15 protein-coding genes are annotated in these 20,356 nt (G+C 73.6%); all 15 read left to right on the forward strand.

Going from position 1 to position 20,356, the window contains the following annotated elements:
- Positions 1–208: 208 nt before the first annotated feature.
- The 15 genes from ruvC to ruvX all read left to right on the forward strand — a co-directional run bounded on the left by ruvC (position 209) and on the right by ruvX (position 20,124).
- Entirely contained in the window at positions 209–721 is a 513-nt protein-coding gene (gene ruvC / locus VMV22_14935; GenBank protein ID HUY23625.1) for a crossover junction endodeoxyribonuclease RuvC, read from the forward strand.
- Positions 718–1,317 carry a Holliday junction branch migration protein RuvA gene (gene ruvA / locus VMV22_14940; protein HUY23626.1) on the forward strand — a complete coding sequence of 200 codons (600 nt, stop codon included), beginning with the start codon at positions 718–720 and terminating at the stop codon, positions 1,315–1,317. The genes ruvC and ruvA overlap by 4 nt, the downstream gene beginning before the upstream one ends.
- Positions 1,314–2,522 carry a Holliday junction branch migration DNA helicase RuvB gene (ruvB, locus tag VMV22_14945; protein ID HUY23627.1) on the forward strand — a complete coding sequence of 403 codons (1,209 nt, stop codon included), beginning with the start codon at positions 1,314–1,316 and terminating at the stop codon, positions 2,520–2,522. The genes ruvA and ruvB overlap by 4 nt, the downstream gene beginning before the upstream one ends.
- Positions 2,523–2,649: 127 nt before the next feature.
- Positions 2,650–3,354, forward strand: coding sequence for a preprotein translocase subunit YajC (yajC, locus tag VMV22_14950; GenBank protein ID HUY23628.1), 705 nt, complete (start codon positions 2,650–2,652; stop codon positions 3,352–3,354).
- Entirely contained in the window at positions 3,351–4,877 is a 1,527-nt protein-coding gene (gene secD / locus VMV22_14955; protein HUY23629.1) for a protein translocase subunit SecD, read from the forward strand. Before yajC ends, secD begins: the two co-directional genes overlap by 4 nt.
- Positions 4,874–6,259, forward strand: coding sequence for a protein translocase subunit SecF (secF, locus tag VMV22_14960; GenBank protein HUY23630.1), 1,386 nt, complete (start codon positions 4,874–4,876; stop codon positions 6,257–6,259). Before secD ends, secF begins: the two co-directional genes overlap by 4 nt.
- 82 nt (positions 6,260–6,341) lie before the next feature.
- Positions 6,342–8,585 carry a bifunctional (p)ppGpp synthetase/guanosine-3',5'-bis(diphosphate) 3'-pyrophosphohydrolase gene (locus VMV22_14965; protein ID HUY23631.1) on the forward strand — a complete coding sequence of 748 codons (2,244 nt, stop codon included), beginning with the start codon at positions 6,342–6,344 and terminating at the stop codon, positions 8,583–8,585.
- 7 nt (positions 8,586–8,592) lie between these two features.
- Complete coding sequence (gene hisS / locus VMV22_14970; GenBank protein HUY23632.1) at positions 8,593–9,867, forward strand: histidine--tRNA ligase; 1,275 nt, start codon at positions 8,593–8,595, stop codon at positions 9,865–9,867.
- Positions 9,864–11,642, forward strand: coding sequence for an aspartate--tRNA ligase (aspS, locus tag VMV22_14975; protein ID HUY23633.1), 1,779 nt, complete (start codon positions 9,864–9,866; stop codon positions 11,640–11,642). The genes hisS and aspS overlap by 4 nt, the downstream gene beginning before the upstream one ends.
- 21 nt (positions 11,643–11,663) lie before the next feature.
- A complete protein-coding gene (locus tag VMV22_14980; protein HUY23634.1) occupies positions 11,664–13,007 on the forward strand; it encodes a replication-associated recombination protein A in 1,344 nt (447 codons plus the stop codon).
- A 72-nt stretch (positions 13,008–13,079) separates the two neighbouring features.
- Entirely contained in the window at positions 13,080–16,130 is a 3,051-nt protein-coding gene (locus VMV22_14985) for a protease pro-enzyme activation domain-containing protein (GenBank protein ID HUY23635.1), read from the forward strand.
- A gap of 7 nt (positions 16,131–16,137) precedes the next feature.
- Entirely contained in the window at positions 16,138–16,626 is a 489-nt protein-coding gene (locus tag VMV22_14990) for a hypothetical protein (GenBank protein HUY23636.1), read from the forward strand.
- Between the two features lie 64 nt (positions 16,627–16,690).
- Positions 16,691–16,978 carry a hypothetical protein gene (locus tag VMV22_14995; protein ID HUY23637.1) on the forward strand — a complete coding sequence of 96 codons (288 nt, stop codon included), beginning with the start codon at positions 16,691–16,693 and terminating at the stop codon, positions 16,976–16,978.
- A 142-nt stretch (positions 16,979–17,120) separates the two neighbouring features.
- Positions 17,121–19,682, forward strand: a complete 2,562-nt coding sequence (gene alaS, locus VMV22_15000) for an alanine--tRNA ligase (GenBank protein ID HUY23638.1) — start codon at positions 17,121–17,123, stop codon at positions 19,680–19,682.
- Between the two features lie 10 nt (positions 19,683–19,692).
- Complete coding sequence (gene ruvX / locus VMV22_15005) at positions 19,693–20,124, forward strand: Holliday junction resolvase RuvX (protein HUY23639.1); 432 nt, start codon at positions 19,693–19,695, stop codon at positions 20,122–20,124.
- Positions 20,125–20,356: the final 232 nt, after the last annotated feature.

Consider the following 20,356-nt stretch of genomic DNA (forward strand, 5'->3'; position numbering starts at 1 on the left):
CCCCGACCGAGGGCGCCACCGACCGAGGGTGCCACCGACCGAGGGTGCCACCGACCGAGGGCGCCCACCACGGCGGGCGCCCACCACGGCTGGCGCCGGTCCACCACGGCTCGCGCCGGTCCACCACGGCTGGCGCCGATCCACCGCCGCCCGCTGGCGTCCGGACGGGTCCACCGCCCCCCGACACCCCCTTGCTAGAGTCGAACGCGTGTTCGTCCTGGGCATCGACCCCGGCTTGTCGCGCTGCGGATACGGCGTCGTGCGACGTTACGGGAGCGACCTGGCCGCCACGGCCGGGGGCGTCGTGACCACCGAGCCGACCCTGCCGCTCCAGGAGCGTCTGCGCGTCCTGTACTCGGAGCTGCGTTCGCTCGTGGCCGAGGTGCGGCCCGACGCCGTCGTGGTCGAGCGCGTCTTCTTCCAGACCAACGTGCGCACCGCCATGGCCACCGGGCAGGCGGGCGGCGTCGCCCTGCTGGCGGCGGCCGAGGCCGGGTGCGAGGTCGCCCAGTACAGCGCCAACGAGGTGAAGATGGCCGTGGTCGGATTCGGCGGTGCCACCAAGGACCAGGTCCAACGGATGGTGGCCGCACTCCTGGGGCTGGCCCAGACGCCCAAGCCGCCCGACGTCGCCGACGCGCTGGCGCTGGCCGTCTGCCACCTGACCGCTCAACCCCTGCGCCGTGCCATCGAGGCGGCAGGCTCCGGGGGCCAACGGTGATCGGCTGGCTCCGGGGCGAGGTCCTGGCCCGCACCGCCGAGGGCGAGGTCCTCCTCGACGTGGGCGGCGTGGGGTACCGCCTGACCGTGTCGCCCGCCCTGCTCGCCGCGGTGGGCGACCGTGGCGCTCCGGTCGAGTTGCACGTGCACACGCACGTGCGCGAGGACGCCATCGTGCTCTACGGGTTCGCCACGGCCGAGGAGCGCCGCTGCTTCGAGGCGTTGCTCGGTGCCCACGGCGTCGGTCCCGCCCTCGCACTCTCCGTCCTGAGCGCGTTGCGTCCACCGGACCTGGTGCGGGCCGTCCTGGACGAGGACCTCGGTGCTCTGTGTGCCGTGCCGGGCGTCGGGCGCAAGACCGCGGCGCGGCTGGTCCTCGACCTCCGGTCCCGACTCGAGCTGCCCGAGTTCTCCGGCGACGGGGTGCCGGGGGGGAGCGGGGCGCCCTCCGAGGCCCGCAGTGAGGTTCGGGCCGCCCTGGCCGAGCTCGGGTACGGCCCCGACGAGATCCGCCGGGCCCTCGACGGCGTCCCCGACGAGGGGGCCGTCGAGGAACTGCTCCGGCAGGCGCTGCGGGAGCTGGCGGGCGCCCGGTGAGCGGCCGTCGTGAGGTCGTGGCCGGTGCTGCCGGTGCTGCCGGTGCTGCCGGTGCTGCCGGTGCTGCCGGTGCTGCCGGGGGGCCCGGAGCCGACGCGCCGAGCTCCGACCCGTTCGGCATGGACCCGCTGGGCCCGCTGGACCCCTTGAGCACCGAGCCGTTGGGTGAGGACGGCATGCCCCGCCCCGTCAACCCGCTGCCCGACCCGACCGAGTTCGCCGAAGAGGTCCGGCTGCGGCCCCGGCGCCTCGAGGAGTTCCTGGGCCAGCCACAGCTGACCGAGCACCTCGAGATCGTGCTCGAGGCCGCCCGACGCCGGGACCAGCCGGTCGACCATCTGCTGTTCGCAGGCCCACCGGGTCTCGGCAAGACGTCGCTCGCCGGCATCGTTGCCGCCGAGATGGGCGTGGGCCTGCGCATCACGTCGGGCCCGGCGCTCGCCCGGGCGGGCGACCTCGCTGCGCTGCTCACCGACCTCCAGCACGGTGACGTCCTGTTCATCGACGAGATCCACCGCCTGCCGCGGCCGGTGGAGGAAGTCCTCTATCCGGCGATGGAGGACTTCAAGCTCGACATCCTCATCGGCAAGGGGCCGACGGCCCGTTCGATCCGGTTGGACCTGCCCCGGTTCACCCTGGTGGGGGCGACCACGCGCACCGGGCTGTTGACAGGCCCGCTGCGCGACCGGTTCGGCTTCGTGGGGCGCCTCGACCTGTACTCGCCCGACGACCTGCAGGGGATCGTGGTGCGTTCGGCGGGGATCCTGGGTGTGGAGGTGGAGCTCGAAGGCGCGTGGAAGATCGCATCGCGCGCTCGGGGGACGCCCCGGATCGCCAACCGCCTCCTGCGCCGGGTGCGCGACTTCGTGGAAGTGCGCGCCCAGGGCGCCATCACGGCGTCGCTGGCGGCCGAGGGGCTCGAGCTGTTCGGCGTCGACGAACTGGGCCTGGACAAGGTGGACCGGGCCATTCTCGATACCCTGTGCCGCCGGTTCGACGGTCGGCCCGTCGGGCTCGTGACGCTGGCGCACTGTGTGGGGGAGGAGCCCGACACCGTCGAGGACGCCTACGAGCCCTACCTCCTCCAGCAGGGCCTGCTCCAACGGACCCCGCGTGGGCGGGTGGCCACCCCCCGGGCGTTCGCTCACCTGGGCGAGGTGGCCCCAAGCCACCAGCTGCAGGCGGCGTCGCCCACCCTGTGGTGACGACGAGGGGGGACGCTTCGTCGGCGTCCTGATGGTGGTGCCGGGGACGGCCTGCTGAGGCCCCGAGGCGCCCCTGGAGTAACATCGGCCGTTCCGAAAATCCCCGGAGACCGCCATCCCACTCCCCATGCACAGCGCGCCCGCCGTCCTCGCCTCCTTGTGGGCGGCATCGAGCTCGACCACCAAGACGACGCAGGGCAACGCCTTCGTCTCGATCCTGCCACTCCTTGTCATCTTCGGGCTGGCCTACTTCTTCTTCCTGCGGCCGCGGGCGCAGGCGGCGCGCCGCCAGCGCGACACGCTCATGGAGCTCTCCGCCGGTGACGAGGTCCTGACCGGCGCCGGGATCTTCGGAACGGTCCTCGACGTCGAGGCCGACCGCGTCACCCTGGAGACGGCCCCCGGCACCCGTATCACCGTGCTGCGCTCGACCATCGCCCGGAGGCTCACGGAGCCCATCGACAACGAGCCGGGCTGGGACGATCGCGACGAGAACGAGGCGCATGACGCCTACCACGAATACGAGCACGGCCACGAGCACGACGCCGACCACGAGCACGACGCCGACCACGAGCACGACGCCGACCACGAGCACGACGCCGACCACGAGCATGACGCCGACCACGAGCATGACGCCGACCACGAGGCGGTGCAGGGTCACGAGGTGAACGGCGTTGCCGGCCACGACGAGCACGACGCGGACGCGCCGACGGACGTCGGCAGTGGCGCGCAGGGGGACCACGGGACCTCCGGCGCGCCCGGGGACGCATCGGGCCCGGCCCACGGGGACGAGGACGACCACGACGGTTCCGGGGAGAAGCGCACGCGGTGAAGCGCTCGCTCGTCGTCAGCCTGGCCACCACGATCGTCATCGCGGTGGCCGTCTTCGGCGCCACGCTCGGTGCCGGGTGGGCGCCCAAGCTGGGGCTCGACCTGGCCGGCGGGTCCGAGGTCGTCTACAAGCCGGCCCACGCGATCCCGAGCGGCGAGATGGACACGACGGTCAACATCATCCGGAACCGTGTCGACGCCGCCGGCGTGTCGGGGGCCGAGGTGAGCTCCCAGGGGGGCAACGTCGTCGTGCAGTTCCCGGGCATCAGCAACCCCCAGGCGCTGATCGACCTCATCGGCCAGACGGCCCAGCTCTACTTCCGCCCCGTCCTGTGCGGAGCCGCCCCCTACAACGCCCCGGCCAAGGGCAAGGCCCCGACGGGCGCGCTGCCGGCGTGCCAGCCCACCTACGCCACGACCCAGGCCAACCTGGCGGTGACCCCGAACTCGAGCTCCCCGAACGGCTACACCGCCAACTCGGTGCCTCCCGACCCGACCTTCACCCCGTACGCCTCGACCACCGCCGCCCAGGACGACCCCAACAAGGTGGTCCTCTTGAAGGCTGACCCGTTGGCGGGCGCGCAGCAGTACTCCCGCTTCGTGCTCGGGCCGTCTCCGCTGCACGGAAACGCCATCGCCTCGGCGTCGGCGGTGTTCGACACGACCATCAACGCCTGGGCGGTGAGCTACACCCTGACCTCGAAGGGCTCGCCTGCCTGGGACCAGGTGGCCCAGCAGAGCTTCCACCAGTACGTCGCCATCGACCTCGACGGCCTCGTCGAGTCGGCACCGATCATCCAGCCCGACGTGACGGCGTTCTCGTCGTTCCAGGGGAAGGGTGAGATCAGCGGGAACTTCACCCAGGCGACGGCCAAGAACCTCGCCCTGGAGCTCAACTACGGTGCCCTGCCCGTCCGCCTGAACATCCTCACCCGTGAGAGCGTCTCGCCGACCCTCGGGAAGTCCTCGCTGAAGGCCGGCCTGCTGGCCGGCATCGGCGGCCTGGCCCTGGTGCTCATCTACACGATCCTCTACTACCGCGTGCTCGGGATCGTCGTGGTGGCCGGCCTCCTGACCACGGCCGGGTTGCTGTGGGCGATCGTCTCCGCCCTCGGGCACTCGGCGATGAACCTGACCCTCGACCTGGCCGGCGTGACGGGCGTCATCGTCTCGGTCGGGATCACGGTGGATTCCTACATCGTCTACTTCGAACGACTCAAAGACGAGGCGCGCTCGGGGAGATCCGTGCGCACCAGTGTCGACCGTAGTTTCCGGGGCGCCTTCCGGACCGTGCTGGCGGCCGACGCCGTGTCCCTCGCCGCCGCCATCGTGCTGTACATCTTCGCCGTGGGGTCGGTCCGTGGCTTCGCCTTCTTCCTGGGACTGTCCACCCTCCTCGACGTCTTCACCACCTTCTTCTTCACCCGCCCGCTCGTGATCCTGCTCGGGCGGAGCCGGTGGATCACCGAGGCCCGCGGCTTCGGCGTGGCGCGGGGGCTGGCCATGGAGAGCGAGGCGGCATGAGCGTGATCGACGAGGACGTCGAGCAGGAAGCGGCGACGAAGCGCCCGAACGCCTTCGTCCGCCTGTACCGGGGCGACACGTCGTTCGACTTCGTCGGCCGCCGTCGGTGGTGGTACGCGCTGTCCGCCGTCATCATCGTCGCCGGCTTGGCGTCGTTCGCGGTGAGAGGCTTCAACTGGGGTATCGAGTTCAAGGGCGGGACCTCGTGGGAGGTCCCGGCCAACGGGCACACCGTGAGCGACGTGCAGACCGCCGTCACCCGTGCCGGGCTCACCGGCGCCACCGTCCAGGTCCTGGGCCGCGGGGCCGACGCCCACGTCCAGGTCCAGGCCGACCTCAACAAGCAGGCGAGCAGCCAACAGACGAGGATCAAGCAGGCCGTGACCGAGGCCCTGGCGAGCATCGGCCACGTTCCCGCCCCCCTGGTGTCGGTCACCGACATCGGTCCCACGTGGGGGAGCCAGATCAGCCAGAAAGCCGTCATCGCCGTTCTCGTCTTCTTCGTGGTGGTGGTCGTCTACATCTCGTTCCGGTTCGAGTGGAAGATGGCCATGGCGGCGCTCATCGCGGTGATCCACGACCTCGCCGTGACGGCCGGGGTCTACTCGTTGGCGGGCTTCCAGGTCACCCCGGACACGGTGATCGCCCTGCTGACCATTCTCGGGTACTCGCTCTACGACACGGTGGTGGTGTTCGACCGCGTCAAGGAGAACAGCAAGGGCCTCACGGCGTCGGGCCGCATGACGTACGAGGACATCGTCAACCTGTCGATGAACCAGACCCTCGCCCGGTCGATCAACACCTCGCTGGTGGCCATCCTGCCGGTGCTGGCCGTGCTCGTCATCGGTGCCCAGCTGCTCGGTGCCACGACCCTGCAGTACTTCGGGCTCGCCCTCGTCATCGGTCTCACCTCAGGGGCCTATTCGTCGATCTTCATCGCATCGCCCGTCCTGGCGTCGCTGAAGGAGCGCGAGCCGCGCTACATCAGCATCCGCAACAAGCTCGCCAACCGCTCGGACCGGGCCGGGCTCCTCACGCCGAGGCAGGCCGCCACGCTGGCCCTGGCGGGCGGCGCCGGCGGGACGAGGGGCGGCGGGTCACAGGGCACGAACGCCCGGCGCCGGGCGCAGGCCGCCCAGGGCGCGCCCGGCGTGCTGCGTCCGGGCTCAGCGACGCGACGCCCGCCCGCGGCCGACGCCGGGGCGGATCTCGACGACGCCCCCGGTACGGACGAGGACGTGGCCACCCCGGCGCGCGCCGGTGCCGGGAGCAGATCGAACGGCTCGGGCCGTGGTGCTCGCCCGGCCGCGTCCGGCCAGGCTCGCCCCGCGCCCCGGCCCCGCAAGGGCAAGGGTGGCAAGAAGGGCGGCCGTCGCCGCTAGCCGTTCCTGGGCTTCTGGCGTTCGGGCTCGCGAGAGGTCGGGGTCAGACCGCTCGGGCCGGTGGGGCGGGTACGGTGAGTGGGTGGTCACCGTCGAGCGCCTGGCTGCACCGTTCCGCCGCCCGACGATGCTCGACGACCTGGTGGGGGGCGTGCTGGCGGCCTACGACGCCCGCCGGCCGCGGTCCCCGGCCGCCGACGCGAAGCTGATCGCCCGGGCCGGCCAGCTCGCCGAGGAGTCCCACCGGGGCCAGTTGCGCCAGACCGGCGAGCCCTACATCACCCACCCCGTGGCGGTGGCCACGATCGTGGCCGACCTCGGCCTCGATGCCCGTTCGGTGGCGGCCGCCCTCCTGCACGACGCCGTCGAGGACACCGGGCTCACCCTCGAAAAGGTCACCGAGGAGTTCGGGCCCGAGGTGGCCGTCATCGTCGACGGGGTGACGAAGCTCGACCGCCTGCAGTTCGACTCCAAGGAGGCGCAGCAGGCCGCCACCGTCCGCAAGATGCTCGTGGCCATGGCCAACGACTGGCGCGTGCTCGTCATCAAGCTGGCCGACCGCCTCCACAACATGCGCACCGTCGCCGTGATGCCGGAGTGGAAGCAGCGCCGCACCGCCCAGGAGACCCTCGACATCTACGCGCCGCTGGCGCACCGCCTCGGGATCCAGGAGCTGAAGTGGCAGCTCGAGGACCTGGCCTTCGCCACCTTGCACCCCAAGCGCTACGCGGAGATCGAGCAGATGGTGGCCACCCGGGCCCCCGAGCGCGACGAGTACCTGGCCAACGTCCTGGTGGCCGTGCGCGAGCGGCTCAACGCCTCGGGGGTCAAGGCCGACGTCACCGGGCGGCCGAAGCACCTGTGGAGCATCTACGAGAAGATGGTGGTGCGCGGCAAGGAGTTCGCCGAGATCCACGACCTGGTCGGCATCCGCGTCATCGTGGAGTCCGAAAAGGACTGCTGGGCCGCCCTCGGCTCGATCCACGCCATCTGGAGCCCGGTGCAGGGCCGCTTCAAGGACTACATCAACAGCCCGAAGTTCAACCTCTACCAGTCGCTGCACACCACCGTGATCGGGCTCGAGGGCAAGCCCATCGAGGTGCAGATCCGGACCCAGGAGATGCACCGGCGCGCCGAGTACGGGATCGCCGCGCACTGGGGCTACAAGGAGCAGTCCAAGGACGGGGCGGCCGCCACCACGGCCGAGATGGCCTGGCTGCAGCGGATCGTCGACTGGCAGCAGGACACCATCGACCCCTTCGAGTTCCTCGAGACGCTCAAGCTCGACCTCGAGCAGGACGAGGTCTACGTCTTCACGCCCAAGGGCAAGGTCATCGCCCTGGCCGCGGGGTCGACGCCCATCGACTTCGCCTACTCGATCCACACCGAGGTCGGGCACCGCTGCATCGGGGCGAAGGTGAACGGCCGGCTGGTCCCCCTGGACACGCCGATGCAGTCGGCCGACACCATCGAGATCATCACCTCGAAGGTCCCCTCCGCCGGCCCGTCGCGCGATTGGCTCCAGATCGTGGCGTCGCCGCGGGCGCGCAACAAGATCCGACAGTGGTTCTCGCGCGAGCGGCGCGAGGACGCCATGGACACCGGCCGCGAGGAGCTGATCAAGGCGTTGCGCCGCGAGGGCCTGCCGGTGCAGAAGCTGGCCGCCTCGAACGCCCTGGAGCGCCTGGCCGGGGACATGAACTACCTCGACCTCGACGCCCTGCACGCCGCCATCGGCGACGGCCACGTGTCGGCGCGCTCGGTCGCCCAGCGCCTGGCGCGCGACCTGCGCGGGGGCGGGGGCGAGGAGCAGTTGCCGACCGCGGTGGGCCCGGGCCTGAGCACGCGTACGCGGCGCGGCTCGCCCGTCGGCGTCTACGTCGAGGGGCTCGACGACGTCATGGTGCGGCTGTCGCGCTGCTGCACCCCGGTCCCGGGCGACCAGATCGTGGGCTTCGTCACCCGCGGGCGCGGGGTGAGCGTGCACCGGGCGGACTGCGCCAACGCCTCCGCCCTGGCGGCCGGGGGCCAGGAGCGCATGATCGAGGTGGAATGGGACCGCGAGGGGACCACGGTGTTCGTGGCGTCCATCGAGGTGCTGGCCTTCGACCGCTCACGCCTGCTGGCGGACGTCACCCGGGTGGTGTCCGAGCACCACCTCAACATCGTGTCGTCGTCCTCGCAGACCGCCCCCGACCGCGTCAGCCGCATGCACTTCGACGTGGAGCTGGCCGACCCCGGGCACCTCGAGTCGCTCCTCAGCTCGCTCAAGCACCTCGACGGCGTGTTCGACGCCTTCCGCACGCTGCCCGGCCGGAAGGGCTGAGCCACAGGTGGGCGAGCACCAGGCGCCGCTGCGCGCCCCCGCGGGAACCCACGACGTGCTGTGGCCGGACTCGGCGCGCTGGGAGCGGCTGGTGGGCGAGTTCGCCCGCCGGGCGCGCCTGGCGGGGTTCGGGCTCGTGCTCAGCCCCATGTTCGAGGACGCCGCCCTCTTCCGCCGCGGCATCGGCGACGAGAGCGACGTGGTGCGCAAGGAGATGTACGAGTTCGCCGATCGGGGCGGGCGCGACGTGGCGCTGCGCCCCGAGGGCACGGCGTCGGTGGTGCGGGCCTTCGTACAGCACCACCCGCCGGTGCCGTGGAAGGCGTGGTACGTCACGCCGGCGTTCCGCTACGAGCGGCCCCAGGCGGGCCGCTACAAGCAGCACCATCAGCTCGGGGTGGAGGTGCTCGGTACCGACGACGCCGACGTCGACGTCGAGGTGATCGCGCTGGCCGCCGGCCTGTACGCCTGGCTCGGCCTCGAGCGGGTGGACCTGGCTGTGAATTCCATGGGCTGCGCCGAGTGCAGGCCGGCGTACCTCGACGCGCTGCGGGCCTATCTGGACGAGCACCGCGACGAGCTGTGCGACGAGCACCGTGAGCGGTACCGGGTGAACCCGCTTCGGGTCCTCGACTGCAAGCGCCCGGCGTGCCGCGCCGCCACCGAGAGCGCGCCCCGCATCACCGATTACCTCGACGAGGCGTGCGCCGCCCACCTGGCCCGCGTGCGGGAGGGCCTGGGCGCCCTCGGCGTCGCCCACCGGCTGGAGCCGCGGCTGGTGCGGGGGCTCGACTACTACACCCGCACGACGTTCGAGTTCTCGGCGCTGGCGCTCACGTCCGCCCAGAACGCCGTGGGCGGCGGGGGCCGCTACGACGGCCTGGCCGAGGCCATCGGGGGTGAGCCCACGCCCGGCATCGGCTTCGGCATCGGCATCGAGAGGCTCCTCATGGCCTGCGACGCCGAGGGTGTGTTCCCGGTCGCACCGCCATCGCCGGACGCCTTCGTGGTCGATGTGACGGGCGGCGAGGTGGCGCGCGACCTCACCGCCGAGCTGCGGGCGGCGGGCCTGGCGGCGGTGCGCGCCTACGATGGGCGGTCGCTGAAGTCCCAGCTCAAGCAGGCTGATCGCTCGGGCGCCCGCTACGCGCTGATCGTGGGGCCCGACGAGCTCGAGCGCCACGTGGTGACGGTGCGTCCCCTGCGTGCCGAGGGGGCCCAGGAGCCGGTGGGGCGGGACGAGGTGGTGGCCTGGCTGACGGACGCGGGGAGCGAGCGGTGACGGCGACGGGGATGCGGACCCATGTGTGCGGCGAGCTGCGCCCCGAGCACGCCGGGGAGCGCGTGACGCTGTGCGGGTGGGTGGGGCGGCGCCGCGAGCACGGTGAGCACCTCGCCTTCGTGGACCTGCGCGACTTCAGCGGCATCGTGCAGTGCGTCGTGGACGGCACGGTGGACGTCCGCAGCGAGTGGGTGGTGCGCGTGGAGGGGACGGTCCGCCGCCGCCCGGAGGGCACCGTCAACGCCGAGCTGCCCACGGGTGAGGTCGAGCTCACCGACTGCGCGGTGGAGGTGTTGGCCTCGGCGGAACCCCCGCCGTTCCCGGTCGACGACCGGGCCGAGACCGACGAGGCCGTGCGCCTGCGCTACCGCTTCGTGGACCTGCGCCGGCCGCGCATGCAGCGGAACCTCCGCCTGCGCGGGCGTGTGCTGGGCGCCATGCGGGCCGCCATGGTGCGCCAGGGGTTCTGCGAGGTGGAGACGCCACTGCTGTGGACGCCCACGCCCGAGGGCGCCCGGGAGTTCGCCGTCCCCTCGCGGCTCAACCGGGGCAAGTTCTACGTGCTGCCGCAGAGCCCGCAGATCGCCAAGCAGCTGCTCATGGTGGCGGGCGTCGACCGCTACTTCCAGGTGGCGCGGTGCCTGCGCGACGAGGACCTGCGCGCCGACCGGCAGTTCGAGTTCACCCAGCTCGACATCGAGGCGTCCTTCGTGACCGAGCGCGACGTGCGCGACGCCGTCACCGTGGCGGTGGTCGACGCCACCGAGGCGGCCGTAGGGGAGCCCCCCGGGACCATCGAGCGCATGACGTGGCACGAGGCCATGGACCGATTCGGCGTGGACAAGCCGGACCTGCGCTTCGGGATGGAGCTCGTCGACCTGGGCGAGGTCTTCGCCGGGACGCAGGTGCGGGCCTTGGCGGCGCCGTGCGTGAAGGCGGTGCGCGTCCCCGACGGGGCCTCGTTGGGCCGCAACCGGCTCGACGCCCTGGTGGAGCGGGCCAAGGCGCTCGGGGCCAAGGGCCTGGCGTGGTTCCGGGTCGCCACGGCCGACGCCACGGCCGACGCCACGGCCGACGCTGCGGGCGGCGGGCCGGTGACGCTGCAGTCCCCGCTCGACAAAGTGCTGTCGGACGCCGAGCGGTCCGGCATCGTGACGCGCACCGGGGCCGTGGCGGGGGACCTGGTCCTGGTGGTGGCCGACGAGTGGCGCCGCGCCTGTGAGGTGCTCGGCCAGGTGCGCCTCGACCTCGGCCGCCCCCCGGTGTCCGAGGGCGAGCGGCGCTTCCTGTGGGTGACGGAGTTCCCCCTCTTCGACGGCACCGACGACGACGGCAACCCCCAGGCCGCCCACCACCCGTTCACCATGCCGCACCCCGACGACATCGAGCTGCTCGGGTCCGACCCGCTGCGGGTGCGCTCCCAGGCCTACGACCTCGTCCTGAACGGCTGGGAGCTCGGGTCGGGCTCCATCCGTATCCACCGCGAGGACATCCAGCGCTCGGTGTTCGACGCGCTCGGCATCCCGCCCGAGGAGGCCGAGGCCCGCTTCGGCTTCCTCCTCGGTGCCTTCCGTTACGGCGCCCCGCCCCACGGGGGCTTCGCCGTCGGCATCGACCGCCTGTGCGCCATCTTGTCGGGCGAGGAGAACCTGCGCGAGGTGATCGCCTTCCCGAAGACGCAGTCGGGGACCGACCCCATGACCGGGGCGCCCAAGGCCCTCCCGCCCGACGCCCTGCGCGACCTGGGCCTGCGCGTCATCCCTCCGGGCGACTGAGCACGGCGGGGAGGACGGACCGTGGCGAACCGGCCGGTGCGCCGGCCCGACGGTGATGCCCCGGACCTCTTCGCCCAGGCGGCGACGGAGCGTCTGCGTGACCGTGCCCCCCTGGCGGCGCGGCTGCGCCCGCGCACCCTCGACGACATCGTGGGCCAGCGCCACCTGGTGGCGCCCGATGCGCCCCTTCGGGTCCTGATCGAGGCGGACCGCCTCACCTCGGCCATCCTGTGGGGCCCCGCCGGCACGGGGAAGACGACCCTCGCCCAGGTGGTGGCGGCCACCACCGCCAAGACCTTCGTCCCCCTGTCGGCGGTCAACGCCGGCGTCGCCGACGTGCGCCAGGCCATCGAGGGGGCGCGGCGGCGCCTCGGCGAGCAGGGCCGCGGCACCATCCTCTTCGTCGACGAGGTGCACCGCTTCAACAAGGCCCAGCAGGACGCCCTGCTGCCCGCGGTCGAGGAGGGCCTGGTGGTCCTCATCGGCGCCACCACCGAGAACCCCTTCTTCTCGGTGAACTCGCCGCTGCTCAGCCGGGCGACGCTGTGGCGCCTCGAGCCGCTCGCCGACGAGGACATCGCCGAGGTGGTCCGCCGCGGTCTCGCCGCCGAGGACGCCCGGGCCGACGCCGCCGCCGTGGCCGCCGTCGTGTCGCTGGCCGACGGCGACGCCCGCGCCGCCCTGGGCACGCTCGAGGTGGCCGTCGCCCTGGCCCGCGGTGAGGTGATCACCACCGCCGTCATCGAGCGCGCCCGGGCGGGGCGCCTGCTGCACCAGGGCCAGGACGCCCACTACGACCAGGTGAGCGCGCTCATCAAGTCGATCCGGGGGTCGGACCCCGATGCCGGGCTGTACTGGCTGGCCCGCATGCTCGAGGGGGGAGAGGACGCCCGCTTCATCGCCCGGCGCCTCGTGATCCTGGCCAGCGAGGACGTGGGCCTGGCCGACCCCATGGCCCTGGTCGTGTCGGACGCCGCGGCGCGTGCCGTCGAGTTCGTGGGCCTGCCCGAGGCCCAGCTCTCGCTGGCCGAGGCGGTCGTCTACCTGGCGTGCGCCCCGAAGTCGAACCGGGTGACCACGGCGCTCGGACGGGCCCGGGCCGACGCCCGCGAGGGCCCGCGCGCCGACGTCCCCACCCACCTGCGTGACGCCCACTACTGGTCGGCCAAGGGCATCGGCCACGGCGAGGGCTACCGATACCCCCACGACGATCCCCGGGGCTGGGTGGAGCAGGACTACCGGCCCCCACAGGTGGCGGGGCACGTCTACTACGAGCCCAGCGAGCACGGCGCCGAGGAGGCGATCGCCGAGCGCATGCGCGGACGCCGGCGCGACACCGGTGGACCGGCGGACCGAGCAGACTGAGCCGGTGACAGTCGGATGCCGGGGGCCCGGCGGGAGTGCCGGGACGACCGTTCCCCGGCGCGCGGTGCGGGGATGACACGCCCGTCCGGGCACCGGCGACGGGTGGCGACGGCCGTGCTGGCGGCCCTGGTCGTGCCCGGCACCCTGACGCTGGTGACGGGGGGCGGCGTGGCCGGCGCGGTGTCCGGCGGCATGCACCCGGCCGCGTGGGTGCGGTCGGCGGCGAGCGTGCCGACCCTGCCGACCGGCAGCCGGGCGGAGGGGGCGCTCCCGGCATCGACCGCCCTTCACGCCGACGTGGTGCTCGACCCGCGCCACCCGGCCGCCCTGGAGGCCTTCGACACGGCGGTGTCGACACCGGGGTCGGCGTCGTTCCGTCACTACCTCGCCCCCGGGGCGTTCGGGGGAGTCTTCGGGGCGACACCGGCGACCATCTCGTCGGTGCGGGCGTGGCTCGCCGGCCGCGGCCTGGTCGTGGGCGCGACGGCGAGCGACGGCCTCGTCGTGCCGGTATCGGGCACCGCCGCCCAGATGGGCCGGGCCTTCGGCGTGGGGCTCGAGCAGTACCGCCTGCCCACGGGCCGCACGGCCCATGCACCGACGGCGGGGCCCCTGGTGCCCGCCCACCTGGCGGGTGTGGTGGCCGGCGTCGTCGGGCTCGACGACCTGGCCGTGCCCACCCCCGAGCTGGTCCGGCCCGAAGCGGCGAGCGCCAGCCCGGCCGTGAGCGCCAGCCCGGCCGTGAGCGCCAGCCCGGCCGTGAGCGCCAGCCCGGCCGTGAGCGCCAGCCCGGCCGTGAGCGCCAGCCCGGCCGCGAGCGCCAGCCCGGCCGTGAGCGCCAGCCGGCCCGAAGCCGCGAGCGCCAACCCGGCCGCGGGCACGGGGACCCGGACCGGCCCGGCCGCCGGCCAGGCTGCGACGAACGGCGCGCCCCGTACGTCCGGCCCCGCCCCGCGCCTCACCGGCCCGACCCCGACCGTGGGGTGCCAGGCGGCGATCTCCGCCAACCCCCAGAGCTCGGGTGGCCTGACGGTCGACAAACTGGCCCAGGCCTACTCGTTCGCAAGCCTGTACACCGGCGGGACGGAGGGGAGCGGCGTCACCGTCGGCGTGTACGAGCTCGAGCCCTTCACCCCGACGGACATCGCCCATTACGAGGGCTGCTTCACGCCGGCCATCACGGCCCCGGTCACGGGGGTGTCGGTGGACAGCGCCGACCCCAACGTGGGCCCCGAGGGAGGCGAAGCCGCCCTCGACATCGAGATGGTGGTGGGCATGGCCCCACAGTCCAGCGTCCGGGTCTATGTCGGGCCGAACGGGGGGAGCGGTCCCCTCGACACGTACATCGCCATGGTCGACGACTCGACGCTGCCGCAGGTGATCTCCACCAGCTGGGGCCAGTGCGAGGCCCAGACGGCTCCCGTCGTGCGGCAGATCGAGTCGGCCATCTTCCAGCAGGCCGTGGCCCAGGGACAGACGGTGACGACGGCGGCAGGTGACGAGGGATCCGAGGACTGCTTCTTCTTCCCGAGCTCGAGCGACACCCGGCTCCAGGACGACGACCCGGCCAGCCAACCATGGGTGACGAGCGTGGGCGGGACGACCCTGAGCGCCCTCGGCCCCGCGCCCACGGAGTCGGTGTGGAACTCGGGGCTCTTCGCCGGCACCGGCGGCGGGGGCGTGTCGACGACCTGGACCATGCCGGCATGGCAGCAGGGCCCCGGCGTCCAGAACGCGTACACCGCCTCCCCGAACACCTTCACCGGGGTGCAGCCCTGCGCGGTGAGCTCGGGGGCGGGCACGGCATCGTGCCGGCAGGTCCCCGACGTGGCCGCCGACGCCGACCCCCGCACCGGGCTCGCCGTCTACTGTTCGTGCTTCTCGGGGTGGGCGAGGATCGGCGGCACGAGCATGTCGTCGCCGATGTGGGCGGCGCTGACCGCGCTCGCCGACCAGGGACTGTCGCAGCCGGTCGGCTTCGTGAACCCCGTCCTGTACCAGTCGCGCTGCGCGGGCAGGGCCACGTTCAACGACGTGACGGTGGGCAACAACCAGCCCAACGGGTCCCAGCCGAGCGACGCGCCCCACGTCCCGGGCGGGCCCTACTACCCGGCGACGCCGGGGTACGACCTCGCCACGGGCCTCGGGACCCCGATCGCCGCGACGGTCGTGAGCACCCTGCAATCGCCGCCGCCGGACCTGTGCCCGTCGGCGAGCGGCATCTCGGAGACGTCGGGCCCCGCCGCCGGCGGCACGGTCGTGACCATCTCGGGGTCGAACCTCGGGGGCGTGACCGAGGTCGACGCCGGCAACGGCAACCCCGCCGACATCCTGGCGCAGTCGGGCAGCTCGATCACGGTGCAGATGCCGCCGTCGCCCACCGGTGGGTGGGCCACGGTGAAGGTGCTCGTGAAGACGACCGACGACGCGCTCGGCGAGGACGGCTCCCTGCCGTTCACCTACGTCGGCCCTGCGGGCTACTGGGAGGTCGCCTCCGACGGCGGGATCTTCTCCTTCGGGCAACTCGGGTTCCACGGCTCCATGGGGGGCATGGCACTCAATCGACCGATCGTCGGCATGGCGTCGACACCGTCCGCTGCCGGCTACTGGCTCGTGGCCTCCGACGGCGGCATCTTCGCCTTCGGCGACGCCGGCTTCTACGGCTCCACCGGCGGCACGCGCCTCAACAAACCGGTCGTGGGCATGGCGGCCACGCCCGACGGCGCCGGCTACTGGCTCGTGGCCTCCGACGGCGGCATCTTCGCCTTCGGCGACGCCGCCTTCCAGGGCTCGATGGGCGGCACGCGCCTCAACCAACCGGTCGTGGGCATGGCGGCCACGCCCGACGGCGGCGGCTACTGGGAGGTCGCCTCCGACGGCGGCATCTTCTCCTTCGGAGACGCCGCCTTCCACGGGTCGACGGGCGACATCCACCTCAACCAACCCGTCGTCGGCATGGCGGCCACGCCCGACGGGCACGGCTACTGGCTCGTGGCCTCGGACGGCGGCATCTTCGCTTTCGGCGGGCGCTACGGCGGGTTCTTCGGCTCCATGGGGGGCTCCCCGCTCAACAGGCCCATGGTGGGCATGGGTGCGCCCCCCGACATCGGCACCGTAGGATGAGGCGACCATGACCGCCGACCACGTCGCCGTGCTGGTCGCCGGCATCGCCGCCGGTATCACCTCGCTCGTGCTGGTGGTGATCACCGTCGTGCTCAGCCGGCGTGTGCGCGAGCTCGGGCAGGCGGTGGAGGAGCTGCGTCGGGAGACGGTCCCACTCGTCCGAGACGCCCGCGTCGTGGTCGACCAGGCCGCCACCGAGATGGTGCGGGTGGGCGATGTCCTCGACTCGGCGGAGGCCGTCTCGGCCACCGTGGACTCGGCGTCGCGCCTGGCCTACCGGGCCCTGTCGAACCCCGTCGTGAAGATCCTCGCCTACGGCACCGGCATGGGCAGCGCCGTGCGGCGTTTCTTCGGCCGCGGCCCGTCCCCCGACGCCGTGCGGGCCGCGGCGGCGACCAACGGGCACGCGTCCGTGCCCGGCACACGCCGCGACCGGTCGTCGCACACGGCGCCGACGCGGCGACGCCGCCGGCGGACGACGGGGATGCGGTCGTGACCGGTCCGCCGACCACGGGCGCCGTCGTGACACCTCGCCGGCGGACGCCGGGGGTGCGGTCGTGATGCGCCGGCCCTTGTGGCTGGCGGCCGGGGCGGCGCTGGGCGCCGGGGGCACGCTGTGGACACGCCGGCGCCTCGAGCGCCTGTCGAAGCGCGTCAGGCCGGGTGCTGTCGCCGGTGACCTCGCGGCGGCGGTGGACCGCACGACGAAGGGTGCCGCCGACCGGGTGCGCAGTGCGCTGGACGCCGGGCGCGACGGCGCCCGACGGCGCGAGGACGACCTGTGGCGCGACATCGCCGCCCGGGAGCGGCCCGCCCCCGGCGCCACCCGGAACCACCTGCCGCACTGAACCGCACCTCCGGGCCCACCCGCACCGGCCGGGGCGGGGACGCACGCAGGGGGCTGCGCCGCGCTGAAATCGCTGGCCGGAGGCCCAATCCCGGCCGCGCCGGCGCACCGGGCGCCGCTGGGCGGCCGGTAGGATCGGGCCGATGATGGACGCCAACCAGCTCCGCTCGACGTTCACCGGCTTCTACGCGGCGCGCGGGCACCAGGTCGTCCCCTCGGCGAGCCTCATCCCGCACGACCCCACCGTGCTGTTCACCATCGCCGGCATGGTGCCGTTCAAGCCCTACTTCCTCGGAGAGGAGCGTCCCCCCTGGCCGCGGGCGACGTCGGTGCAGAAGTGCTTCCGCACCGTGGACATCGACATCATCGGCACCACGGCCCGGCACTGCACGTTCTTCGAGATGCTCGGGAACTTCAGCTTCGGTGACTACTTCAAGGCCGACGCCATCCCGCTCGCCTGGGAGCTGTTCACCGAGGTCCTCGGGGCCGACGCGGATCGCTTGTGGGTGACGGTCCACGAGACCGACGACGAGGCTCGGGAGATCTGGCTCGACGCCACCGCCATCCCGGCCGAGCGCGTCCAGCGGCTGGGCGAGGACAACTTCTGGAAGATGGGCGACACCGGCCCGTGCGGCCCGTCCTCGGAGCTGTTCTTCGACCGCGGCCCCGCCTTCGGCGCCGAGGGCGGCCCCGCCCACGGCGGCGAGGACCGCTACGTCGAGATGTACAACCTCGTCTTCATGCAGTACGACCGGTCCGCCGACGGGTCGCTCGCCGACCTGCCGCGCAAGAGCATCGACACCGGTGCCGGGCTCGAGCGCAACCTCGCCATGCTCCAGGGCGTGGACACGGTCTTCGACACCGACGTGTTCCGTCCCGTCCTGGCCGTGGCCGAGGAGGTCACCGGCGCCCGCTACGGCGCCGACGAGCACGCCGACGTGTCGCTCCGCATCCTCGCCGACCACGCCCGGGCCATGGCCATGGTGGTGGCCGACGGGGTCATGCCCGCCAACGAGGGCCGGGGTTACGTCCTGCGCCGCGTCATCCGCCGGGCGGTGCGCCGCGCCTTCCAGTTCGGTGTGCTCGAGCCCATCACGCCGCGGCTCGTGGCCGCCGTGGCCGACGTGCTCGGCGCCGCCCACCCGACGCTGCGCGACGAGCTCGACCGCATCCAGGAGACGGTGGAGCGTGAGGAGGGCGCCTTCCGGCGCACCCTCGACGCCGGGTCGGTCATCCTCGAGGAGGCGCTGCGCACCGGGAGCGGCCGCGTGCCCGGCGACGTCGCCTTCCGGCTGCACGACACCCACGGCTTCCCCATCGAGCTCACCATGGAGATGGCCGCCGAGGCCGGCGTCGAGGTCGACACCGAGGGCTTCGAGCGGGAGATGGCCGCGCAACGGGAGATGGCGAAGGCCGACGCCCGGCGCCGGCGCCAGTCCGTCGGCGAGGAGTCCACCTACCGCGAGCTGCTCGACGCCTCGGGCCCGACGCGCTTCACCGGCTACCAGCACTACGAGGAGCCCGCCAGCGTGGTGGCGGTGCTCGCCGGCCCCGAGCCCGGCACCGCCGAGATCGTCCTCGACCAGACCCCGTTCTACGCCGAGTCCGGCGGCCAGGTCGGCGACACGGGCGTGATCACGACCGAGACGGGGCGGGCCACGGTGGTGGACACGCAGAGCGTGCTCCCGGGCCTGGTGGTGCACCGGGCCACGGTGGAGGGGGAGCTCTTCCCCGGGCAGGACGCCCTGGCGGTCATCGACGCGTCGCGCCGGGAGGCCACGCGCCGCCACCACACCGGCACGCACCTGCTGCACAGCGCGCTGCGCCAGGTGCTCGGCGACCACGTCCGCCAGCAGGGCTCCCTGGTGGCCCCGGACCGCCTGCGCTTCGACTTCTCGCATCCGAAGGGGCTGAAGCCCGAGGAGCTGCGGGAGGTGGCCGGCGCCGCCAACGCCGACGTCCTCACCGACGCTCCCGTCGAGGTCATCGAGACGTCGAAGGCCGAAGCCGAGGCGCTCGGCGCGCTGGCGTTCTTCGGCGACAAGTACGGCGAACGGGTGCGCGTCGTGCGCGCCGGCACCCACTCCACCGAGCTGTGCGGCGGGACACACGTCGACGCCCTGGGCATGATCGGCCCCATCACCATCGTGTCGGAGGGGTCGATCGGGTCCAACACCCGGCGCATCGAGGCCGTCACCGGGGCGGCGTCGCTGGCCCTCATGGGGGAGAGCCGGCGCACCCTCGACGAGGCGGCGCGCCTGCTGCGGGTCGAGCCTCAGGGCGTGCTCGACGCGCTCCAGAAGGTGCTCGACCGCCAGCGCCAGGCCGACAAGGAGCTGCAGCGCCTGCGGGGCGCGCGCCTGCAGGAGGACGCCGCGCGCCTCGCCGGGCTGGCCGAGAACGGCGTCGCCGTGCACCGCCAGGACGGCCTGTCCGCCGACCAGCTGCGCGACCTGGCCCAGGCGGTACGCGGCCGGGGCGCCCGGGTCGTGGTGGTGGCGGGCTCCCCCGACGGCGCCAGAGCGGCGGTGGCGGTGGCGTCGGGCGACGGGGCCGTGGACGCCGGCGTCACGGTCAAGGAGCTCGCCCAGGTCGTCGGCGGCGGGGGCGGGGGCTCGGCCGAGCTGGCCACCGCCGCTGGGCCCGACGCCTCGAAGATCGACGACCTGCTGGCGCAGGCGCGGCGTCGGCTCGGCGGCGCCTGAGCCGGTGCGCGTGGTCGGGGTCGATCTCGGCCAACGCCGCGTCGGGGTCGCCGTGTCGGACGGCCGGGGCACCCTGGCCTCGCCGTGGTGCACGATCGAGCGCCGCGGCGACGCCCAGACGGTGTGGGAGGCCCTCGCGGGTGTGGTGGACGAGGTCGAGGCCGGGCTGGTGGTGGTGGGCCTGCCCCTCAGCCTCGACGGGCGCGTGGGCCCCGCCGCCCGGGCGGCCCAGGCCGAGGCGGCGTCCCTGGCGGAGGCACTGGCGTCTCGGGGGGTCCCCGTGGAGACGTTCGACGAGCGCCTGACGACCGTCAGCGCGGCCCGGTCGCTGGCTGCCGCCGGGCACCGGGGACCGCGCCAGCGCGCGAAGATCGACCAGGCGGCGGCGACGGTCATGCTCCAGGCGTGGCTCGACAACCACCGGGGGTCGGGGGATGCCTGACGGCCCGCCGCGTCCGGCCCCGGCCGCAACGGCCGCAACGGCCGCAACGGCCGCAACGGCCGCAACGGCCGCGACCACGGGCACGCTGCCCGGCGACCACGCGCTGCCCGGGGGCGCTGTGCCTGCGGACGACGGGGTGCCCGCCGCCGGGCCGGGGCCGGGGGGAGCGGGGACGCCTGGGGAGGTGTCGGAGCCCGGGGCCGGAGGGACGCCCGCCGGGGCCGGGGCCGGA

The organism is Acidimicrobiales bacterium, from assembly GCA_035531755.1.
Taxonomy (GTDB): domain Bacteria; phylum Actinomycetota; class Acidimicrobiia; order Acidimicrobiales; family UBA8190; genus DATKSK01.

What these genes read in the sequence shown, in the direction of transcription:
- yajC (HUY23628.1), top strand. Translation starts at nt 2,650, where the DNA reads ATGCACAGCGCGCCCGCCGTCCTCGCCTCCTTGTGGGCGGCATCGAGC.
- secF (HUY23630.1), top strand. Translation starts at nt 4,874, where the DNA reads ATGAGCGTGATCGACGAGGACGTCGAGCAGGAAGCGGCGACGAAGCGC.
- VMV22_14985 (HUY23635.1), top strand. Translation starts at nt 13,080, where the DNA reads ATGACACGCCCGTCCGGGCACCGGCGACGGGTGGCGACGGCCGTGCTG.
- VMV22_14990 (HUY23636.1), top strand. Translation starts at nt 16,138, where the DNA reads ATGACCGCCGACCACGTCGCCGTGCTGGTCGCCGGCATCGCCGCCGGT.
- VMV22_14995 (HUY23637.1), top strand. Translation starts at nt 16,691, where the DNA reads ATGCGCCGGCCCTTGTGGCTGGCGGCCGGGGCGGCGCTGGGCGCCGGG.
- alaS (HUY23638.1), top strand. Translation starts at nt 17,121, where the DNA reads ATGATGGACGCCAACCAGCTCCGCTCGACGTTCACCGGCTTCTACGCG.